This window comes from Pseudomonas meliae, from assembly GCF_001400515.1.
Taxonomy (GTDB): domain Bacteria; phylum Pseudomonadota; class Gammaproteobacteria; order Pseudomonadales; family Pseudomonadaceae; genus Aquipseudomonas; species Aquipseudomonas amygdali.
In genome coordinates this window covers 1-20,984 of sequence record NZ_LJQT01000310.1, presented here as the reverse complement: position 1 = coordinate 20,984, position 20,984 = coordinate 1, and the positions used below count along the sequence as shown (strand labels likewise).

Here is a 20,984-nt window from a genome sequence, read left to right as displayed (position 1 = left end):
GCTTTTCTTTGCCTGCGATTTGCGCAGGCAGACGCTACTCAGGAGGCACGGTCAGCCAGCACTCAGCTGTGCGTGATCAATCAGCGTTTCATTCAGCAGCTCATTGCTGCACGCAGCAACCGCGCCGATCACCAGAATGGCAGGGCTCTTCAGCTCGAAAGCGCTGGCGTCGCGCTGCATTGCGTTCAACGTGCTGCGGCACTCGCGCTGCCAGGGCAGCGAAGCATTCTCGATCATCGCCACCGGCATTTCGCCACTCATTCCGCCAGCCTGCAGGCTCTCGCGAATTTCCGCCAGCTTTGCCACGCCCATGTAAACCACCAGAGTAGTTCCGCCTTGTGCAAGGGCCTGCCAGTTGAGGCTGCTGTCGTCCTGGGTATGGGCAGTGACCAGTGTCACGCCACGGCTTATGCCGCGCAGGGTCAGCGAAATGCCGCATTGTGTTGCGCCGGCGAGCCCCGCCGTGATCCCGTTGACCAGTTCCACAGCGACGCCGCGTTCCTGCAACCACTGCGCCTCTTCACCGCCACGGCCAAAGATGCACGGATCGCCACCCTTGAGGCGCACAACGCATTTGCCCTGACGTACATAGCGCAGCATCAGGCGATGGATAAACGCTTGTGGCGTTGAACGGCAACCGCCGCGTTTGCCGACCGCGATCACTCGCGCATTCGGGCAGTGCTCAAGCACTGCGGTATTGACCAGATCATCTATCAGCACCACGTCGGCTTCGTGCAAGGCACGCACTGCCTTGAGGGTCAGTAGTTCCGGGTCACCGGGACCGGCGCCCACCAGCCATACTTTTGCGCTCATGCTGCACTCCTCATTGGGTAACCGCCACGGTGTTGATCAGTCTTTTTATTTCAGGCACGCAGGAACCGCATTGGGTCCCGCAACCCAGTTGTGTCTTGAGTTGATTCAGGTCCAGGCCGCGCTCGATACCTTCCTTTACTGCGCTCTGGCTGACGTTCATGCAGTTGCACAAGGTCTTGTCGAAGGCCTGCGTCGAGTCTTTGCCAGGCTCGCTACTGAGCGGGGCCAGCAGCCAGCGCCGCAGCGAAGCATCAAAGCGTTCTTCCAGCCATAGCGCCTGGAGCCAGTGTCGGGCAAGCGTTTCACCGGCCAGGCGGATGGCAGTAATTCGGTCGTTGTCGATACGCACCCGCTTGCCAATTGAGCGCTTGGGGTCGTCATAAGCCATGACTGGCCCTTCATCGAGGCCGAGTACCTGGTCAATGTGCTGCAGCAGCATCGGATCAGGCGCTTCGGCGCTGGCGGCGCGTATGATCAATGCAGGACGTTCGCGTCCGGTAAGGCCCATGCTCAGGTAGGTAAACACGTCGCACAGGGGACGCAGCCTTTCCATTTGCTGCTGCACATTGCCTTCAATAAGCGCGAAAAACTGCCAGGGCAGATGAGCTTTTTCGATTTTGACCCCGGAATGCTTGAGTTCCGGTTGTTTCGAGATCGGGTCGAAGGCTGGCTGAGTCAGAGCGTTTACGCCGCCCTTGAGAAACCGGTCGCCCCAGTGCATCGGCAAGAAGGCCTGACCGCAGGCAACACTGTCATCGCCGCCGATGGGCAACAACAGCTCGCCGCGTCGGCTGATCAGCTTGACCAGATCGCCAGGTTGCAGGTCATAACGTTGCATGTCTTGAGGGTTGAGGCTCAACAGCGCTTCGCTGACATGCCCGAACAGCCGCGCAGCGGTGCCGGTGCGGCTCATGCCATGCCATTGATCGCGCAGCCTGCCGGTGTTGAGTGTCAGCGGGTAGTCAGCATCGCGCAGCTCTTTGGCGGCGATGTAAGGCTCGGATAAAAACTGCGCACGGCCCGAGTCAGTGGGGAAAATACCATCGGTATACAGGCGTGGCGTGCCCACGCTGGCACCGCGAGGGAAGGGCCATTGGTGTGGGCCATGGAGGTCGATGAGCTGGCGGTCGATCCCGGACATGTCCAGATCCCGCCCGACCGTCAGGCCTTTGAATTCATCGAACAAGGCCTTGGGTGTGTGGAAATCGAACAGCGCAGGTGCATCGGGTTGCAGGCGCTTTTGCAGACGCTGGGCGAAGTCCACAGTGATTGCCCAGTCGGAGCGCGCTTCGCCGGGGGGCGCAATGGCGTTGCGGACATTGGAAATGCGCCGCTCCGAGTTGGTCACCGTGCCTTCTTTCTCGCCCCAGCTTGCGGCAGGCAGCAACAGGTCGGCATAGCGCGCTGTTTCGGTGGTCTTGAAAGCCTCCTGAAGTACCACGAACGGGCAGGTTTCCAGCGCCTGTCGGATTTTGTTCTGATCGGGCAGTGATTGTGCCGGGTTGGTACAGGCAATCCACAATGCCTTGATCGTACCGTTCTGCAGTTGTTCGAACAGTTCGATGGCCGACAAACCGGGCTTGGCGGGCAGGCTGTCGACGCCCCAGTAGTGCGCAACCTGCGCACGGTGTTCGGGATTGGCTGCGTCGCGATGGCCGGGCAGCAGGTTGGACAGGCTGCCCGTTTCACGTCCGCCCATGGCGTTGGGTTGACCGGTGAGCGAAAAGGGGCCTGCACCGGGTCGGCCGATCTGCCCGGTGGCCAGGTGCAGGTTGATCAGTGCGCTGTTTTTTGCACTTCCCGCAGTGGATTGATTCAGCCCCATGCACCACAGCGACAGAAAGCCCGGAGCTTCACCCACCCAACTGGCGCAGGTGTATAGCTGTTCCTGGGTAATGCCGCAGAGGTTTGCTACGCGTTCAGGCGGGTAATCTCGTACCAGCGCTGACAGCGCCTCATAGCCCTGTGTGTGTGCGGCAATGAACTCGGGATCAATCAGGCTTTCACTGATCAGCACATGGAGGATGCCGTGAAACAGCGCAACGTCGGTGCCAGGCTGAATCGCCAGGTGCAGGTCCGCCAGTTCGCAGGTATCGGTGCGCCGTGGGTCGATGACGATGAGTTTCATCTGCGGGCGACGGCTTTTTGCTTCTTCCAGGCGACGAAACAGAATCGGGTGCGCGTAGGCCATGTTGCTGCCGACGATCATCACGCAATCGCTCAGTTCGATATCTTCATAGCTGCAAGGCGGTGCGTCGGTGCCCAGGCTGCGCTTGTAGCCGGCCACGGCCGAAGACATGCACAGCCGTGAGTTGCTGTCGATATTGTTGGTGCCGACCAGTGCACGGGCCAGCTTGTTGAACGCGTAATAGTCCTCGGTCAGCAACTGGCCGGAAATATAGAATGCGACGCTGTCGGGGCCGTGCTCGCGGATGCTGTCGGCGAAGACGTTGGCCGCGTGCTCCAGCGCGGTGTCCCAATCGGTGACGCTGCGTGCCAGGCCTTTGCTCAGGCGTAGTTCCGGATACAGTGCGCGCGCTTCGATGTCCCCGGTCAGGTGCAGGCTTGAACCTTTGCTGCACAACTTGCCGAAGTTGGCCGGGTGCTTCGGGTCGCCGCTGACGCCGAGGATATTCTGCCCGTCATGCTCGATCAGCACGCCGCAGCCAACGCCGCAATAGCAGCAGGTGGACGCGGTCACCCGAGTGGTCTGAATGGCGAGGCTGGTCATGCGCAGGCGGCCTCTGGCGCGGCGGGTTTGCCGAACATCAGGTGATTGCGTATGGCATCAATGCCCTGGCCATCACGTATCTGCTGCAAGTACCAGCTTCCGTCCGCAGTGTCGCCATAAAGGCAGGCGCCGACCAGTACGTCGTTCTTGATCACCAGCTTTTTGTAGACGCCGCCGATGGGGTCCGAGAGGGTGATGCTTTCAGTGCCTTCAGCACCCAGAAAGTCCCCGGCGGAAAACAGGTCGATGCCGGTGACTTTCAGCTTGGTCGAGGTCACTGACCCCGGATAACGGGCAAAGCCCAACTGGGCAAGGTGATTGGCACACACCCGGGCCTGCTCGAACAGCGGCACCACCAGCCCGTAAGCGATGCCGCGATGGCTGACGCATTCGCCAATCGCATAGATGCGCGGGTCGTAGGTCTGCAAGGTATCGTTGACCAGAATGCCCCGGTTGCAGGGCAGACCAGCCTGTTCGGCCAATTCGGTGTTGGGGCGTATGCCTGCGGCCATGACCACCAGATCGGTGTCGATCACCTCGCCGCTTTTGAATTGCACCGCGCGTACGCGGCCCAGATCATCGCCGAGCAAGGCTTCGGTCTGTTCGTTGAGGCGAAAACCCAGGCCGCGCTTTTCCAGCGCGGCTTGCAGCATCAGCCCGCTGGTTTTGTCCAGTTGGCGCTCCAGCAGCGTCTGGCCGTTGTGAATCACAGTGACCTGCATGCCGCGCAGGCTCAGGCCGTTGGCAGCTTCGAGCCCGAGCAGGCCGCCGCCGATGACCACTGCGCGTTTGTGTGTGACGGCGGTATCGATCATCTGACGGGTGTGGCCGATGTCGCGGTAGCCGATGACGCCTTCCAGCGTATTGCCGGGAACCGGCAGAATAAAGGGTCGTGAGCCGGTGGCGATCAGCAGGCGATCGTAAGAGGCCTGGGTGCCGTCATCGGCGATTACCACGCGTTTGATGCGGTCGATCTTCACCACGCGACGGTTCAGCAACAACTGGATACTGTTGCTTTCGTACCAGGCCAGATCGTTGAGCACGATGTCTTCGAAATTCTGTTCGCCTGCCAGCACTGGGGACAGCATGATGCGGTTGTAGTTGGGGTGTGGCTCGGCACCGAAGACCGTGATGTCATACAGGTCTTCGCTCAGTTTCAGCAACTCTTCGAGTGTGCGCACGCCGGCCATGCCGTTGCCTATCATCACCAGTTTGAGTTTTTTCATCTTGCCTCCGAGTCACTGCAGCGCATGCTCGACACGTTTCGCGCAAACAAAAAAAGGCGTCCCGCCAGTTGCCTGACGGGGACGCCTTTGTCCGGTCCCGTTCTATCGGGAGGCGCAGCCTTCATCGTTGAGGGCTACGCGTTATGAATGATCTGCACAAGACCATGCAGCGCCTGTGCCAACTCGCATTCACTTGCGTAAAGGGGATTTCGGTCGATGCCTCAGGCTATTTCTGCACTGCGTTGAGGCGTGCTGCACAGAAGCAGGGCGGTCTGGTTCAGTGATGGCTCATGAGCCAGATCGCCAGCAGAAGATTGAGCAGCATCGAGATCAGTGCCAGCGTTTGCCAGACTTTGAGCGGTTCGCGTTCCAGCAACGGGCGCGGTTTTGCTACCACCGGGCGATGCTCGGCTTGCTCCATTTCCAGCAACCACTGCTCGGCGGTTTCGTAACGCTGGTGCGGGTCGGCTTGCAGTGCCTTGTCCAGACTCTGGCTCAGCCATTGCGGCAGATCCGGTCGATAACGGCTGGCGGCGATTGGCGTGCCGAAGCGGCGATGCTGAAAGGCTTCGATCTCGCCATACGGGTAGTGGCCTGTCAGCAGGTAGTACAGCGTGACGCCTGCCGCATACAGATCTTGCTGCGGATGCGGCTCAGCGCCGTTGAAGGCTTCCGGGGCGATGTAGCTCGGGGTGCCGGGCAAGTCGTCAGCGTTGCCAGTTGACAATCCCGGGCAGTAAGCCAGGCCGAAATCCAGCAGGCGCAGTTCGCCATCATCTGCCAGCAGCAGGTTTTCCGGTTTGATATCGCGATGAATGATGTTGCGCCGATGCAGCAGGCCCGCAGCGCGTAACAGTCGGGTCGCGAGGTCCTGCCATTGAGCCAGCGGCAGCGGCCCGTTGCGCGTGAAGACCTCGGCCAGTGTATTTCCGCAATACTCGCGCATCACGTAATACAGGTGCTGGCGGTCTGCCAGCGGATGGACCTCGGGAAAGAAGCGCCCGGCAACCCGGCGTAAAAACCACTCTTCAAGCAATAACCCTTGGCCTGCACCCGACTCGTCATGCCGGCTGGCCGGCAGGGTCTTGAGCAGCCACGGTTGGCCGTGGGTATCGGTCACCCGATAAAGGATGGACTGGCGCGACTGCGCCACGATGCCGCCAACCGTCCAGCCTTCGAAGCCCTGGCCCGCCTTGAGCGCGGGTGGCAGTGGCCATTGCTGCAATTGCAGCAGTGTGTCACCCAGATCGTCCTCGCCCAGGCTATCGACCTGAATCAGCAGGGCGCAGGCATTGTCCTGGCTGCCCGCCAGATGTGCCGCGCTGACCAGGGTTTTCACCGCCGAGTCGAGGTTGTCCTGCTCGGTCAGAATCGAGCGGATGCTGGCATCACCAAGGGTCGCCCAGACACCGTCGCTGACCAGCAACAGTCGTTCACCTTCACACAGCTCGCCGTCCAGATAGTCCATGACCACGTACTGGTCCAGGCCCAGCGCGCGCTTGAGCACATGCTGCATGTCGGCCTGTTCCCAGACGTGGTCTTCACTGATGCGCTTTAGCGTACCGGCCTGCCAGCGATAAGCCCGGCAGTCGCCGACGTGGGCCAGGGTGAAGCGTCGTCCGCGCAGCACCAGAGCGCTGAGGGTGGTCAGCAAACCGTTGGCCAGCAGCCAGCGATTCTGCGCCAGCAGCAGGCGGTCGAGAGACTGGGCCACTCCCCAGGTTTCCGGCGTGGCGTAATAGTCGAGCGCCAGCGCCTGTAGCGTGGACTGCGCAGCCAGTGCGCCATCAGCACACTGGCTGACGCCGTCGGCAAGGGCGAACAGATAGCCCTTGCTGGCGGCCAGTGTCGGGGCCGGAGTCACCAGGCGCAGAGCATCCTGATTTTCCGCGCGCGGACCGCTGGCGCTGAATTGAGCGAACTGCAGTTGCAGCGTCATCGGCGGTTCAGACTCGCGCCGCGGTCACAGCCGCCGAACCCCAGGTGGTTCTCCAGCGACGCTTGACGTTCAGCAGACCGAACCAGGCCAGCACTGCCAGGCCTGCGAACAGCCACAGGCCCAACTGGTAATCGCCAGTGTTCTGTTTGATGGTGCCCAGACCCGCTGCCAGCAGGAAGCCACCGATGCCGCCCGCCATGCCGATCAGGCCGGTCATGACCCCGATTTCCTTGCGGAAACGCTGCGGAACCAGCTGAAAGACTGCGCCATTACCGGCACCCAGGCCCAGCATCGCGGCAACGAACAGAGCCAGTGCTGCCCACGAACTTGGCAGGTTGAAACCCACCGCCGCGATACCGATGGCCGCAACGGCGTACATCACGGTCAATGTGCGAATCCCGCCAAAGCGGTCAGCCAGCGCGCCACCGAGCGGGCGCATCAGGCTGCCGCCGAAGACACAGGCAGCGGTGTAGTAACCGGCAGTAATCGGGCTCAAGCCATATTGGTCGTTGAAATAGCCGGGCAGGGCGCTGGCCAGGCCGATGAAGCCGCCGAACGTCACGCTGTAGAAAAACATGAACCACCAGCTGTCACGATCACCCAGCGCCTTTAGGTAATCCGCCATGGATTTGGGCTTGCTGCGCTCCGGGGCGTTGCGCGCCATAAGCGTGAAAGCGATCAGGGTCAGAACTAGCGGGATCAGCGCCAGGCCGAATACGTTGCCCCAGCCGAAACTGGCGGCCAGTACCGGCGCGATCAATGCTGCCAGTACGGTGCCCGAGTTGCCCGCACCGGCTATGCCCATCGCCTTGCCCTGGTGCTGCGGTGGATACCACTGCGACGCCAGGGGCAGCGCGACAGCGAATGAAGCACCGGCCATACCCAGGAACAGGCCCAGCAGCAGTACCTGGCCGTAGGTGTGAATGCCCAGTTGCCAGGCCGCCAGCAGTGCGCCGATGACAATCACCTGGCCAATGATGCCAGCGGTCTTGGGCGACAGCTGGTCCGCCAGCAGGCCCATGAAAAAGCGCAGCACGGCACCCGCCAGAATCGGCGTGGCGACCATCAGGCCACGTTGCTGAGTGGTCAGGTGCAGGTCAGTGGCAATCTGCACCGCCAGCGGGCCAAGCAGATACCAGACCATGAAACTCAGGTCGAAATAGAGAAACGCCGCAAACAGGGTCGGTTTATGGCCTGCCTTCCAGAAGCTTGTATCCATGTGTACACCTCATCATCTGCTAGTTAGTCAGTCGGGCCATGACCGCGACACGGGTTTTCCAGACGCTGTGGTGGAGTGTTCCGAATGACGGCGACTCCACCGGCCCCGTCGCCGGGGCCAAAACGCAAAAAACGTCGCCTCTCTGTCCAAGTGAGCGGAAAGAGATGAGCGACGTCTTTGTCGTAAAAAGGTGATAGCCGCCGTTGGCTACCGTGCGATTGCTAAAGCAAGAGATGGGCCAATGGCGTTGCAAGCGATTAGCCGCAAGCTGCGAGCGGGTTTGGGTGATTCCCGGGAAGCAGGCGAGGGCCGGTCAGTGACCTTGAAGCGGGCGCTCGCCAGCAAAGCGCTGTAAAACAGGGCGCGCCGCGAGCGACAGTCTGCAGCCTGAAAGGGCAAGATCACGCATGGCCATTGAAGAGTTTATTAAAGTTCAATGGCGGTATTATCCATCAGGAAATGAATTTACTCTTCACTGCGGCGATCTGTAATTGCAAATTGCCTGTCAATTTCGATAAATGTTTACTTTTTAAAAAGTAATCGTCTACTCGCTCTTTTTCCGGTTTTCAGTTGCCCTCAAGGGCTTGAAACACCGATCCCGGGTACCTCCCGGCAATACAGCCGTGCCGACCGGGCTGTCTTCCTCTTCGCGCTTCATTGCAGGCGCCAATAAAGGACATCATCATGAGTAACATCAATTACGCACCCACCATCTGGTCCAGAGCTGATGCGCTGAAGGTCAATGAAAATGATCCGACTACCACGCAGCCTCTGGTAAGCCCGGATTTTCCGGTCATGAGTGATACCGTATTCATCTGGGACACCATGCCGTTGCGCGAGCTTGACGGCACCGTGGTTTCAGTCAACGGCTGGTCGGTGATCGTCACGCTGACGGATGACCGCCACCCCGACGATCCGCAGTATGTCGGTGCCAATGGCCGCTATGACATCAAGCGTGACTGGGAAGATCGTCATGGCCGGGCACGCATGTGCTACTGGTACTCGCGCACCGGAAAGGACTGGATCTTTGGTGGCCGGGTAATGGCCGAAGGTGTGTCGCCAACCACCCGGGAGTGGGCGGGCACACCCGTACTGTTGAATGATAAAGGCGATATCGACCTGTACTACACCTGTGTAACGCCGGGTGCGGCAATTGCCAAAGTACGTGGCCGTATTGTGACGTCCGACAAGGGCGTGGAATTGAAAGACTTTACGGAGGTGAAAACACTGTTCGAGGCCGACGGCAAATATTACCAAACCGAAGCGCAGAACTCGACCTGGAACTTTCGCGACCCCAGTCCGTTTATTGATCCCAATGATGGCAAGTTGTACATGGTTTTTGAAGGCAATGTCGCCGGCGAACGCGGCACGCATACAGTAGGCGCCGCAGAACTTGGTCCTGTTCCGCCAGGTCATGAGGAAATAGGCGGTGCCAGATTTCAAGTCGGCTGTATCGGACTGGCCGTTGCGAAAGACCTCAGTGGTGATGAGTGGGAAATACTTCCGCCGCTGGTCACCGCAGTAGGTGTCAATGATCAGACTGAACGCCCGCATTATGTCTTTCAGGACGGCAAGTATTACTTGTTCACCATCAGCCACAAGTTTACTTATGCCGATGGTGTTACGGGTCCGGATGGTGTTTACGGGTTTGTCGGCGAGCATTTGTTCGGGCCTTACCGGCCGATGAACGCTTCCGGCCTGGTGTTGGGCAATCCGCCTGCACAGCCATTTCAGACTTACTCGCACTGTGTGATGCCGAACGGTCTGGTGACCTCGTTCATCGACAGCGTACCCACCTCTGGCGAGGATTACCGCATTGGCGGTACCGAGGCACCGACGGTGAGGATTCTACTGGAGGGCGATCGCTCGTTTGTGCAGGAAGTGTATGACTACGGCTACATCCCCGCGATGAAGAACGTGGTGCTGAGCTGACCGACTGCACCCATTAACCTGGTAGCGGAAGAACGCCTGTGCGAGCAGGCGTTCTTCGCTCGTTTACTCCAGCAACTCGCTCATCGCGATAATTTGCTCGGCCACCTGAATCAGCTTTTGCTGGCGACTCATCGCCTGACGCCGCATCAGGGTGTACGCGTCTTCCTCGTTGCAATCCTTCATTTTCATCAGCAGCCCCTTGGCCAGCTCGATGCGCTTGCGTTCGGCCAGTTGCTGATCGCGGGCATGCAGTTGCGCACGCAGTGCCTGATCGCTCTCGAAACGGGCCATCGCCACGTCCAGAATCGGTTGCAACCGTTGGGCCTGGATACCCTCGACGATATACGCACTGACCCCGGACTTGATTGCCTGGCGCATCACGCCCTGATCGTGCTCGTCGGTGAACATCACGATGGGCCGCGGCTGGTCACGGCTGACCAGCACCACTTGCTCCATTACATCGCGTCCTGGCGATTCGGTGTCGATCAGGATGACGTCCGGGCGCACTGCTTCAACGCGGGCGGGCAAGTCGATGATCAGTCCGGATTCGTCGATTACTTCAAAACCGGCCTCTATCAATGCCGATTTGAGGCGACCGACTTTTCTGGCCGTGTCATTGATAAGCAGGATACGCAGCATGGTCACGTTCTCCGTCAACGACTGGCCACAGCGGGCGCGTTGTCGGCCAGCGAGTGGAGCTTGAAGCTACGCGCGTAGCCTGCGGGGTCGCTGCCGTCCCAGATCCTGCCATCGATTAACTGACTGCTGCGCAGGGTTGCAGTGGGTGCGTCGATGCCCAGCGCATCGGCTGCCTGGCGATACAGGTCCAGTTGCTGGACACGGCTGGCGACAGCCAGGTAATCCGGGTCTTCACGCAACAGGCCCCAGCGCCGGAACTGAGTCATGAACCACATACCGTCGGACAGCCACGGATAATTGACCTGCCCCTGATCATGGAAACTGACTGCATGTGGGTCCTGCCAGTGATTGCCGAGGCCGTCGCTGTAGTGGCCAAGCAGGCGCGGCTCGATGCAGTCCGGCGAGGTATCCAGATAATCCGCACCGCTGAGCAGTTGTGCGGTGCTGCGCCGGTTATGGTCGCTTTCCTCGATGAAGCGGCTCGCTTCCAGTACGGCCATGATCAGCGCTCTGGCGGTGTTGGGGTTCTGCTCGACGAACTCACGGGTACAGCCCAGCACCTTGCCCGGGTGATCCGGCCAGATCGACTGGCTGGTCGCTATGGTGAAGCCCAGTTGCTGCTGAACGGCGCTGGCGCCCCAGGGTTCGCCGACGCAGAAACCGTCGATGCGCCCAGCCTGCAGGTGTTGCGCCATTTGCGTGGGTGGCACCACGACACTGGTCACATCATCGAGTGGATGGATGCCTTGGCTGGCCAGCCAGTAGTAGAGCCACATGGCGTGGTTGCCGGTGGGGAAGGTCTGCGCGAAGGTCAGCCTTGATCCGCTTTGGTGCGCGCGTTTGTCCAGTGCTTCAGGAGTGATCACGCCCGCCTGCTGCAACTCGCGGGACAGGTTGATGCACTGGCCGTTCTGGTTGAGTCCCATGAGGATGGCCATGTCGGTCGCCGGACCACCGCTGATGCCCAGTTCCACCGCATAGATCAGACCATACAGGCTGTGTGCCGCCTGCAACTGCCCGCTGACCAGCCTGTCGCGCAGCCCGGCCCAGGAGGTCTGACGCTCGAGGTTCAGGCTCAGGCCGTATGGCTGGGCGAAACCCTGAGTGGCCGCAACCACCAGCGGGGCGCAGTCGGTCAATGCCATGAAGCCCACGTCCAGGCTGTTCATTTCCGGGGCGTCACTACCGGCCACCCAGTCCAGCGCATTACCGGTTCGTTCGTTCATCGCGCGTGCTTCATCAAAGGTCCGTCCAGAAAAAAGGCGTCGTCCGACCCATTGCAATGCAAGTGTCGAAGCGACGCCGTTGTCCATGCACCGCTCCGCCGTTGGAGTGAGTGCCGATAGCGGTTTCAAGCAAGGCATATGCCATCGCCGGGGAAGAGTGAGCAACAAGTTTGTCGCGCGCCTCGCCTGACAGGCCTGCACGCGTCTATAATCGCCACCCTGAATTCAGCTGCTCACGAGCCCATCCCGCCATGTATAACCTGGCCCGCCAGTTACTGTTCAAACTTTCTCCGGAAACCTCTCATGACCTGTCGCTGGACCTGATCGGTGCAGGCGGGCGGCTGGGCCTCAATGGTCTGCTGAGCAAGTCCCCGGCGAAGTTGCCGGTCAGTGTGATGGGGCTGGAATTTCCCAACCCTGTGGGGCTGGCAGCAGGTCTGGACAAAAACGGTGCAGCCATTGATGGCTTTGCGCAGCTGGGCTTCGGCTTCGTCGAGATCGGTACTGTGACGCCACGTCCACAGCCGGGCAACCCCAAACCGCGCATTTTCCGCCTGCCGCATGCCGAGGCGATCATCAATCGCATGGGCTTCAACAATCTGGGCGTCGATAACCTGGTGTCCCGAGTCCAGGCGGCAAAGTATCGCGGCATTCTGGGCATCAATATCGGCAAGAACTTCGACACGCCGGTCGAGCGTGCGGTGGACGATTACCTGATCTGCCTGGACAAGGTCTATGCCCACGCCAGCTACGTCACCGTCAACGTCAGCTCACCCAACACGCCGGGGCTGCGCAGTCTGCAGTTCGGTGACTCGCTCAAGCAACTGCTCCAGGCCCTGAGCCTGCGCCAGCAGGAACTGACGCAGCGGCACGGCAGACGCGTGCCGTTGGCGATCAAGATTGCCCCGGACATGAGCGATGAAGAAACCGTGCTGGTGGCCTCTGCACTGATCGAGTCGGGCATGGATGCGGTGATTGCCACCAACACCACGCTCAGCCGCCAGGGCGTGGAAGGGCTGCCGCATGGCGATGAAGCGGGTGGTCTGTCGGGCGCGCCGGTGCGGGAAAAAAGCACGCACATCGTCAAGGTGCTGGCCGGTGAGCTGGCAGGTCGTCTGCCGATCATTGCCGCTGGTGGCATCACTGAAGGCCGGCATGCTGCCGAGAAGATAGCCGCAGGTGCCAGTCTGGTGCAGATCTATTCCGGTTTCATCTACAAGGGCCCTGCGCTGATTCGCGAATCGGTGGACGCCATTGCGGCAATGCCACCGGCCGTACGCTGAATCGAAGGCAAAAAAAGGGGCTCCTCGAGAGAGCCCCTGGGCGTTGGCCCGCCGCCCGGGTCGGGCGTGCATGGTACAGGTGTGAATCAGTCAATCATGTGGGTGGCCCGACAGAGGCCTGAAAGTCTTTGAATCGCCTCATCCGACCGCGTGAAGTTCGTTGAGTCTGTGGATGCCCGCAGTGCCGGTCATACCGTCCCAGTTGTCGCCGCGTCCTTCGCGCCAGCCATTGATCCATGCCTGGCGTACTGACGGTAGAGTAAAAGGGCAAAGCTCACGGGATTTACCATGAACGCCGTATTGATATCCGCGTAAAAATGCTCTTTCCAACGGATCACGCTTAAGTCTTCTCATAGGGTAATGCCCTCGTCTGTTGACTGTAATATCCCTGAGACCCCGTGATGAGGTCGGGCAGAATCTTCTGCCGTTGGGGCCCGCTGCCGGCGTCGCGGACCTTGATGTCATAACCGTTGCGGAGATGACCTGAGACGATTTCTAACCAAAGCACAGGTCGGTGTGAATGATCGTTTTGTCATAAGCACGTCATATTCAGGTCTGTCGAGCAATAAGCAATGGTCTGTTCAAACACTGATTGTTTGGCGCAGCCCTTTTGACGCAGGGGTTTGCGAGCCAGATGAGATCGCTTGTCAGTCTCGTATGGTGGCCTAATGCCTTGACTGGTTAAGCGACGAAGGGTCGCGATGGGCACGGTAGAAATGTGACTTTTCCAGCGTGACTTTTTAATTACGTCTTTTTATTGCCGACATCGTCCTGGCGGATATCTGTTCTAATACTCCCGAAAACTGCCGCAATGACATGACAGGATCATGCGGTGGACCGGCACACATCACGTGCCACGCAGGCGTTCTCCACGAAAGACGCCTGTTCAAATCTGGCAGGGCAATGCGTTGCCCGCCGCAGACGGCTCAGGCCCTGGAATACACATGTCGGATCGCTACGAACTTTTCCTTACTTGCCCCAAAGGCCTCGAAGGACTGCTTGCCGAGGAAGCTACGGCACTGGGTCTGCAAGAGACCCGCGAGCACACATCGGCCATTCGCGGCTCGGCCGACATGGAGACCGCCTACCGGCTGTGCCTCTGGTCGCGGCTGGCCAACCGCGTGCTGCTGGTGCTCAAGCGCTTCCCGATGAAGGATGCCGAAGACCTGTATCACGGCGTGCTCGATGTCGAGTGGCATGATCATCTCGAGTCCGATGGCACCATCGCAGTGGAGTTCAGTGGCCACGGGTCAGGCATCGATAACACCCACTTCGGTGCATTGAAGGTCAAGGATGCGATCGTCGACAAACTGCGTACACCCGATGGCGAGCGTCCGTCGGTGGACAAGATCAACCCTGATCTGCGCGTGCACCTGCGACTGGATCGCGGCGAGGCAATTCTGTCTCTCGACCTCTCTGGCCACAGCCTGCACCAGCGCGGCTATCGCCTGCAGCAAGGTGCTGCGCCCCTGAAGGAGAACCTTGCCGCCGCGATCCTGATCCGCGCTGGCTGGCCGCGCATCGCTGCCGAGGGCGGCGCGCTGGCTGACCCGATGTGCGGTGTCGGTACGTTCCTGGTCGAGGCAGGCATGATCGCCGCCGACATCGCCCCGAACATCAAGCGTGAACGCTGGGGCTTCTCGGCCTGGCTGGGCCACGTCCCGGCGCTGTGGCGCAAGCTGCACGACGAAGCGCTGGCCCGCGCGGAAGCCGGGTTGGCCAAAACACCTTCGTGGATTCGCGGTTACGAGGCTGATCCGCGACTGATCCAGCCTGGGCGCAACAATATCGAACGTGCAGGTCTGAGCGACTGGATCAAGGTCTATCAAGGCGAAGTTGCGACCTTCGAGCCGCGTCCCGACCAGAACCAGAAAGGTCTGGTGATCTGCAACCCTCCATACGGCGAGCGTCTGGGTGATGAAGCCAGCCTGCTGTATCTCTACCAGAATCTGGGCGAGCGCCTGCGTCAGGCCTGCCTTAACTGGGAAGCTGCGGTGTTCACCGGCGCGCCTTACCTGGGCAAGCGCATGGGCATTCGCAGCCACAAACAGTATTCGTTCTGGAACGGTGCCTTGCCGTGCAAATTGCTGCTGATCAAGGTCACGCCTGACCAGTTCGTGACGGGCGAGCGTCGCACACCCGAGCAGCGTCAGATCGAGCGCGAAAACCCTGTCGAAGTTGAAGTCGTTGAAAGAAAGCTCAACAAGAACGGCAACCCGATCAAGCCGGAACCGGTGGTGGTCGAACAGGCGCGCCTGAGCGAAGGCGGGCAGATGTTTGCCAATCGCCTGCAAAAGAACCTCAAGCTGATGGGCAAATGGGTGCGCCGCGAAGGTATCGATTGCTACCGCGTGTATGACGCCGACATGCCTGAATACTCGCTGGCGATCGACCTGTATCACGACTGGGTTCACGTTCAGGAATACGCAGCGCCCAAGTCCATCGATCCGGAAAAGGCTTCGGCCCGGCTGTTCGATGCGCTGGCGGCGATTCCGCAGGCGTTGAACATCGACAAGAACCGTGTGGTGATCAAACGTCGCGAGCGTCAGAGCGGCACCAAACAATATGAGCGTCAAAGCGCGCAGGGCCAGTTTCTGGAAGTCAGTGAAGGCGGCGTCAAGCTGCTGGTCAATCTGACCGACTACCTCGACACCGGCCTGTTTCTCGACCATCGTCCGATGCGTATGCGTATCCAGCGCGAGGCCTCCGGCAAGCGCTTCCTGAACTTGTTTGCCTACACCGCGACGGCCAGCGTGCATGCCGCCAAGGGCGGCGCGCGCAGCACCACCAGCGTCGACTTGTCGCGTACTTACCTGGACTGGGCGCGGCGTAACCTGTCACTGAATGGCTTCTCCGACAAGAACCGTCTGGAGCAAGGGGACGTGATGGCCTGGCTGCAGGCCAATCGCGACGAGTACGACCTGATCTTCATCGATCCGCCGACGTTCTCCAACTCCAAGCGCATGGAAGGCATTTTTGATGTGCAGCGTGATCAGGTCGAGCTGATCGATCTGGCCATGGCGCGTCTGGCACCGGGTGGCGTGCTGTACTTCTCCAACAACTTCCGCAAGTTCGTGCTCGATGAAAATCTGAGTCAGCGCTATGCGGTCGAGGATATTACCGCGCAAACCATCGACCAGGATTTTGCCCGCAACGGCAAGATTCATCGCGCCTGGAAAATCATGGCGCGTGCCTGATACGGTGTGTGATGAGCTTGCCTGTAACAGTTTTGTACAGGTTTGCTCATCGCTCCCTATGAAAATTACTGGCGAATAGCTATAGCAGAAGTCATAGCCAGCTTGACGCTTCAGCATGTTGGCGTCATGAGTTTCTGTGTATGACAGCGAAACGGTTCAGGCTCAGAGTTCTGAGTTTCATCAACGGCCAGCTCTCAGCGTGGCCAATAGCCGTTTTGGCATTGATGGTCGGAGCAGCACTTACCATCATGTTGGCGCTGGCCGACAATGAGCTGTACCAGCGTCAATTGCGCCAGCGTTTCGACATGCTTGCTGCGGAGCGCTTCAGTCATCTTCAGGAGCGTCTGGACCGGCAGGTCACTCGGCTGGACACCCTGTGTCGCTTCTTTATTTTTTCCCATCAGGTCGAGCAGTCGGAATTCGACGGCTTTGTCGCGCCATTGCTGATTGGAACCCAGGCCTACGCCTGGAACCCCAGAGTGACGCTGGCGGAGCGGGCCGCTTTTGAACAGCAGGCGCGTGAGGAGGGCTCAGCCGGATACGCCATACGTGAAATGGATGAAAACGGTGCGTTGAAAACCGCCACTGTACGCAACGAGTATTTTCCGGTTCGATTCATCCAGACACTCAGCAAAGTTCCGACGCCGTCGGGGTTTGATATAGCCTCAGAGCCGGTACGTCATGTCGCCCTTGAGCGTGCGCGTTTGCTCAAGCGCATTGTTGCAACGCCTCGTATCAGCCTGTTGGCCCTTGACCCGTCAGACACGTACGGAATTTTGCTGGTGGCGCCGGTGTTCTCCATCGGCCAGTCGCCTTCCGAATTGAGAGGCTATGTCACTGCAGTGATCAGCCTGACGCAACTAATGAGCATCGGCACAGCGGAGCAAGACAATCTTGCGGTCACCATGCTTGACCTCAGTTCGCCGGCAAAGCCTGAGCAGGTTTACCAGTCGCCGGTCGTAGCAGTACGCAATCATTTGTATGCCAGCAGCCTGCTGAGCCTCGGTGACAGGGATTATCTGGTCGAGGTTCGCCCTACGGAAATCTTCAGCCAGAGCAATCAGACCATGATGCCGGGCCGGGTGCTTTGGCTTGGCGGGCTTTTGAGCCTGATGCTCAGCGCGTTGCTCTACAGCCTGATCAGCCAGCGTCAGCGAGCGCTGCAGCGTGTGGCGCAGCGTACCCGCGAGTTGCGCCAGCGCGGGCAGCAGTTACGGGCGGCGCACGGGCAATTGCGCAGTGTGCTGGACGCCGCGACCGAAGTGGCGATCATTGCAACCGACCTGGATGGGTTGATCAAGACGTTCAACGTCGGTGCGCAAAAAATGCTGGGTTATTCTCAGGAAGAGGTACTGGGCAGGCTGCGCCTCATGGACCTTTATCAGCCGGCCGAGCTGGAGGCCCGCGCGAGTGTATTGAGCAAGGACCGCGGGCACCCGATCAGCGCTTCCCGGCTGATGTTTCTCGACGCCGTGCAAGACGGTCATCACCCTTCGCAGGAGTGGACCCTGCAGCGCAGTGACGGCAGTACCCTGGTGGTGAACATGCTGGTGACCGCCGTGCGCGACGATCAGGGGCTCTGGACCGGGTATCTGGCGGTGTGCATCGACGTCACGGAGCACAAGCGCGTCAACGAAGCACTTGCCGAACAAGGGCAATTGTTGAAAAAACTTGGCTCGCAGGTGCCTGGCGGCATTTATCAGTATCACCTGGCTATCGACGGCAGTTCGCGCTTCAGATACGCCAGCGCTGGCATGTGCGAGCTGTTTGAAGTCGATGAAGCGCAGTTGCTGGGCGATTCCGAGGCCGTTCTGCGACGTATCCAGCCACCGGATCTGACGCGCGTCAGAAGCTCTATTCTGGCCAGCGCGAAGCATCTGACACCCTGGAGCGAGGAGTACCGTGTCGACCTGCCACGCAAGGGCCAGCGCTGGCTGCGCGCTGCGTCCACGCCAGAACGGTTGGTAGATAGCAGCGTGCTATGGCACGGTTTTGTGTCCGACATCACCGACCTCAAGCGTGTCGAACAGGAGTTGCGCGCGCTGTCGGTCACCGACGTACTGACGGGTGCCTACAACCGGCGCTATTTCCAGGACCGCATGCAGGCCGAGCTGAAAAGGATCGACCGGCACGGCGGTAACCTGTCGATCATCATGCTCGATATCGATCATTTCAAGCGCATCAATGATCGTTTCGGGCATGCCGCAGGCGATCAGGTGCTCAAGGCGATTTCGGAAAAGATCAGCCAGCGCCTGCGTAGCGATGATGTGTTCTGCCGCCTTGGGGGTGAAGAGTTCATGGTGATCTGCCCGGGCACACGGGGCTCGCAGGCGTATCAACTGGCTTTGAGCCTGCGCGAGGGCCTGCGTAACCAGGTTATCGAAGGCGTCGATCAGGTTGTGACGGCCAGCTTCGGCATCGCCAGCTGGAGAGCCGGTGAGGGGATCGACACAATGTTGTTGCGCGCTGACTCGGTTGTCTATGCCGCCAAACAGGCCGGTCGCGATCGGGTCGAGCCTGAGCAGATCTGACGCACACAGACCCGCTTCGAAAGCGGGTCTGCTGGTTACAAGCGGCGGGTGGTTATTGCTGGATCGAGACCGTGGTGTTGGTCAGTTTCGGCTGTCGATACAGATCGACCAGTACCTCGTCCAGTATCGAGGATGCGCCAAACGGACGCGGGTCGTTGAGGATCGCCACGACCGCCCAGGTGTTGCCGTTGCTGTCGCGGCTGAAGCCGGCAATAGCGCGAACCGTGTTCAGCGTGCCTGTCTTGATGTGCGCTTCACCCAGCAACGGGGTGCGCTTCAGACGTTTACGCATGGTGCCGTCCATGCCTGCCAACGGCATCGAACTCATGAATTCGGCAGCATACGGGCTGCGCCACGCAGCCTGCAGAATAATGGCCATCTCACGGGCACTGACACGTTCCGCACGCGACAGGCCGGAGCCGTTCTCCATGACCAGATGCGGCGCGGTGATGCCTTTTTTCGCCAGCCACTGGCGGATGACGCGCTGGGCAGCCTTGCCGTCGTCACCGTCAGCTTCATTGCGGAACTCTTCACCCAGGCTCAGAAACAGTTGCTGGGCCATGGTGTTGTTGCTGAATTTATTGATGTCACGAATGACTTCCACCAGATCCGGCGAAAAAGCCTTGGCCAGCAGCTTGGCATTACCGGGCAAAACGCCAACGCGGTCCTTGCCCTGGATAGTGCCGCCCAGTTCCTGCCAGATGGCCCGTACTGCGCCTGCCGCATAGGTCGGATGGTCAAGCAGCGAAAGGTAGGTCTGCGAATTACAGCCGTTGCCCAGCTGGCCAGTCACCGTCACATTGACGCTGCCGTCAGGCTGGGTGACCGGGTTGTAGCGCACATCCCCGGTGCATTGCTTTGATGCGCTCGCCTTCACCTGGTTGTCGATGCGAATGGTCGCAATCGGCGGCTCGACCGAGACCAGAATTCTGCCGTCATCGTTTCGGGTCACGAAGCGCAATGCCTTGAGATTGACCATCAGCGCATCAGGCTTGACCAGAAACGGCTTGTTATCATCGTTGCCGTCATCATTGAATTCGGGCAATTGCGGCTGCACAAAATGGCTGCGGTCCAATACCAGGTCACCGGTCACCTGTTGCACACCATTGGCGCGCAGGTCACGCATCAGCAGCCAGAGTTTTTCCATATTCAGCTTTGGATCGCCGCCGCCTTTGAGGTACAGGTTGCCGCGCAGCACGCCGTTGCTCAGGGTGCCATCGGTGAAGAATTCGGTTTTCCACTGGTGGGTAGGGCCGAGCATTTCCAGCGCGGCGTAGGTGGTGATCAGCTTCATGGTTGAGGCCGGGTTGACCGATACGTCGGCATTGAACACGGTCGGCGTGCCCGGCCCGTTGAGCGGCAACATCACCAGCGAAAGCGCGTCATCGCCGAGTTTGCTGGCTTTCAGAGCCTGTTGAACCTTGGGGGGCAGCGTGGTGTTGATGACGGCAGCGTAGGAGGGCAGAGCCAGTGGCAAAAGAATTGACGCGAGCAACAATGGACGTAGCGACTTGATCATTGAATAAAACCCTACTGCAAGGGGGGACATAAAAAAGAGGGCATGGATGAATTCCCTCGGTAACTATTTCGCTGCGATGTTGATAACTATAGTAGTGAATGCGTAGCGGGCTTTTTTTGTAACATACAGTGCCACGCATGAAACGACCCGCATTATGCCCCAAGCAGGGCAGGCTTGTGATGGGGGGGCAGGCCGGTAAACGTTATTTTTTATCGATTGGGCCTGCATCACTGTCGCAAGACCGGATATCCATGACAGACCGCAATTGTCGGGCTTTTAAATCGTCAAGCTGGTAAAGTGCCGCCCGATATTTATTGATGAGGATTGTCCCATGGCCACTAACCGCTCCCGCCGTCTGCGCAAAAAACTGTGTGTGGACGAGTTCCAGGAATTGGGTTTTGAACTGAACCTGGACTTCAAGCAAGAGCTGGATGACAAGGCAATCGATGCTTTCCTTGACGCTTTTCTGAAAGAAGCAATGGAAGCCAACGGTCTTGGTTATGTGGGCGGCGACGACTTCGGTCTGGTTTGCCTGAGCAAGCGTGTCTCGGTCAGCGAAGAACAGCGTGTTGCTGTCGAAGCCTGGCTCAAAGGCCGCAGTGAACTGACAGAAGTCACTGTCAGCCCGCTGATCGACGTCTGGTACCCGGAAAAAGAAATCAACCCGGCCGCCTGATGTAACGGGAGAGACTGTCAGAAATTTTGTGTTCGGGCATAACATGTAGCTAG

General features: G+C 59.5%; 13 protein-coding genes and 1 pseudogene. 5 read left to right on the top strand and 9 right to left on the bottom strand.

All coding sequences use genetic code 11. The annotated features are described in order from the left end of the window. Positions 1–51: 51 nt before the first annotated feature. From cobA to ALO64_RS14690, 5 genes and pseudogenes are all read right to left on the bottom strand, one after another. Positions 52–813: a uroporphyrinogen-III C-methyltransferase gene (gene cobA / locus ALO64_RS14710; protein ID WP_002553045.1), complete on the bottom strand. Its 762-nt coding sequence runs from the start codon at positions 811–813 to the stop codon at positions 52–54. A 10-nt stretch (positions 814–823) separates the two neighbouring features. Then, positions 824–3,544, bottom strand: coding sequence for a nitrate reductase (locus tag ALO64_RS14705; RefSeq protein ID WP_044343705.1), 2,721 nt, complete (start codon positions 3,542–3,544; stop codon positions 824–826). A gap of 20 nt (positions 3,545–3,564) precedes the next feature. After that, a pseudogene (locus ALO64_RS14700) lies at positions 3,565–4,770 on the bottom strand (NAD(P)/FAD-dependent oxidoreductase); the annotation flags it as partial. Between the two features lie 277 nt (positions 4,771–5,047). After that, complete coding sequence (locus ALO64_RS14695; RefSeq protein ID WP_044343698.1) at positions 5,048–6,709, bottom strand: bifunctional protein-serine/threonine kinase/phosphatase; 1,662 nt, start codon at positions 6,707–6,709, stop codon at positions 5,048–5,050. 7 nt (positions 6,710–6,716) lie between these two features. After that, a complete protein-coding gene (locus ALO64_RS14690) occupies positions 6,717–7,928 on the bottom strand; it encodes a nitrate/nitrite transporter (protein WP_002553050.1) in 1,212 nt (403 codons plus the stop codon). Positions 7,929–8,612: 684 nt separating this feature from the next. Here ALO64_RS14690 and ALO64_RS14685 point away from each other — a divergent pair. Then, positions 8,613–9,860: a glycoside hydrolase family 68 protein gene (locus ALO64_RS14685; protein ID WP_044343699.1), complete on the top strand. Its 1,248-nt coding sequence runs from the start codon at positions 8,613–8,615 to the stop codon at positions 9,858–9,860. A 63-nt stretch (positions 9,861–9,923) separates the two neighbouring features. Here the strand turns inward: ALO64_RS14685 and ALO64_RS14680 are convergent, their stop codons facing one another. Next, positions 9,924–10,499 carry an ANTAR domain-containing response regulator gene (locus ALO64_RS14680; protein WP_044343700.1) on the bottom strand — a complete coding sequence of 192 codons (576 nt, stop codon included), beginning with the start codon at positions 10,497–10,499 and terminating at the stop codon, positions 9,924–9,926. A 14-nt stretch (positions 10,500–10,513) separates the two neighbouring features. Continuing rightward, entirely contained in the window at positions 10,514–11,725 is a 1,212-nt protein-coding gene (locus ALO64_RS14675; protein WP_044343701.1) for a CmpA/NrtA family ABC transporter substrate-binding protein, read from the bottom strand. 251 nt (positions 11,726–11,976) lie between these two features. Here ALO64_RS14675 and ALO64_RS14670 point away from each other — a divergent pair, with 251 nt between their 5' ends. Then, the gene (locus tag ALO64_RS14670; protein ID WP_004659287.1) at positions 11,977–13,008 is read left to right on the top strand and encodes a quinone-dependent dihydroorotate dehydrogenase; all 1,032 of its coding nucleotides are present in this window, start codon (positions 11,977–11,979) and stop codon (positions 13,006–13,008) included. A 138-nt stretch (positions 13,009–13,146) separates the two neighbouring features. On the opposite strand, the gene rmf is transcribed toward ALO64_RS14670, so the two are convergent. Then, positions 13,147–13,362, bottom strand: coding sequence for a ribosome modulation factor (gene rmf / locus ALO64_RS24435; RefSeq protein ID WP_002553055.1), 216 nt, complete (start codon positions 13,360–13,362; stop codon positions 13,147–13,149). 590 nt (positions 13,363–13,952) lie between these two features. Here rmf and rlmKL point away from each other — a divergent pair. Next, positions 13,953–16,205: a bifunctional 23S rRNA (guanine(2069)-N(7))-methyltransferase RlmK/23S rRNA (guanine(2445)-N(2))-methyltransferase RlmL gene (rlmKL, locus tag ALO64_RS14665; RefSeq protein WP_044343702.1), complete on the top strand. Its 2,253-nt coding sequence runs from the start codon at positions 13,953–13,955 to the stop codon at positions 16,203–16,205. A gap of 140 nt (positions 16,206–16,345) precedes the next feature. Next, on the top strand, positions 16,346–18,736 hold the full coding sequence (locus ALO64_RS14660; RefSeq protein WP_044343703.1) for a sensor domain-containing diguanylate cyclase: 2,391 nt from the start codon (positions 16,346–16,348) through the stop codon (positions 18,734–18,736). Between the two features lie 52 nt (positions 18,737–18,788). Here ALO64_RS14660 and dacB read toward each other — a convergent pair whose 3' ends face one another. After that, positions 18,789–20,255: a D-alanyl-D-alanine carboxypeptidase/D-alanyl-D-alanine endopeptidase gene (gene dacB / locus ALO64_RS14655; RefSeq protein ID WP_002553058.1), complete on the bottom strand. Its 1,467-nt coding sequence runs from the start codon at positions 20,253–20,255 to the stop codon at positions 18,789–18,791. A 331-nt stretch (positions 20,256–20,586) separates the two neighbouring features. Here dacB and ALO64_RS14650 point away from each other — a divergent pair, with 331 nt between their 5' ends. Next, on the top strand, positions 20,587–20,931 hold the full coding sequence (locus tag ALO64_RS14650; RefSeq protein ID WP_044343704.1) for a YggL family protein: 345 nt from the start codon (positions 20,587–20,589) through the stop codon (positions 20,929–20,931). The last annotated feature ends 53 nt before the right edge of the window (positions 20,932–20,984 follow it).

Bases quoted from the DNA above. Each gene is read 5' to 3' on its own strand.
- ALO64_RS14670 (WP_004659287.1), top strand. From the start codon at position 11,977: ATGTATAACCTGGCCCGCCAGTTACTGTTCAAACTTTCTCCGGAAACC.
- ALO64_RS14690 (WP_002553050.1), bottom strand. From the start codon at position 7,928: ATGGATACAAGCTTCTGGAAGGCAGGCCATAAACCGACCCTGTTTGCG.
- ALO64_RS14675 (WP_044343701.1), bottom strand. From the start codon at position 11,725: ATGAACGAACGAACCGGTAATGCGCTGGACTGGGTGGCCGGTAGTGAC.
- ALO64_RS14660 (WP_044343703.1), top strand. From the start codon at position 16,346: ATGACAGCGAAACGGTTCAGGCTCAGAGTTCTGAGTTTCATCAACGGC.
- rmf (WP_002553055.1), bottom strand. From the start codon at position 13,362: ATGAGAAGACTTAAGCGTGATCCGTTGGAAAGAGCATTTTTACGCGGA.
- ALO64_RS14680 (WP_044343700.1), bottom strand. From the start codon at position 10,499: ATGCTGCGTATCCTGCTTATCAATGACACGGCCAGAAAAGTCGGTCGC.
- rlmKL (WP_044343702.1), top strand. From the start codon at position 13,953: ATGTCGGATCGCTACGAACTTTTCCTTACTTGCCCCAAAGGCCTCGAA.
- ALO64_RS14695 (WP_044343698.1), bottom strand. From the start codon at position 6,709: ATGACGCTGCAACTGCAGTTCGCTCAATTCAGCGCCAGCGGTCCGCGC.
- ALO64_RS14650 (WP_044343704.1), top strand. From the start codon at position 20,587: ATGGCCACTAACCGCTCCCGCCGTCTGCGCAAAAAACTGTGTGTGGAC.
- ALO64_RS14705 (WP_044343705.1), bottom strand. From the start codon at position 3,544: ATGACCAGCCTCGCCATTCAGACCACTCGGGTGACCGCGTCCACCTGC.
- cobA (WP_002553045.1), bottom strand. From the start codon at position 813: ATGAGCGCAAAAGTATGGCTGGTGGGCGCCGGTCCCGGTGACCCGGAA.
- dacB (WP_002553058.1), bottom strand. From the start codon at position 20,255: ATGATCAAGTCGCTACGTCCATTGTTGCTCGCGTCAATTCTTTTGCCA.
- ALO64_RS14685 (WP_044343699.1), top strand. From the start codon at position 8,613: ATGAGTAACATCAATTACGCACCCACCATCTGGTCCAGAGCTGATGCG.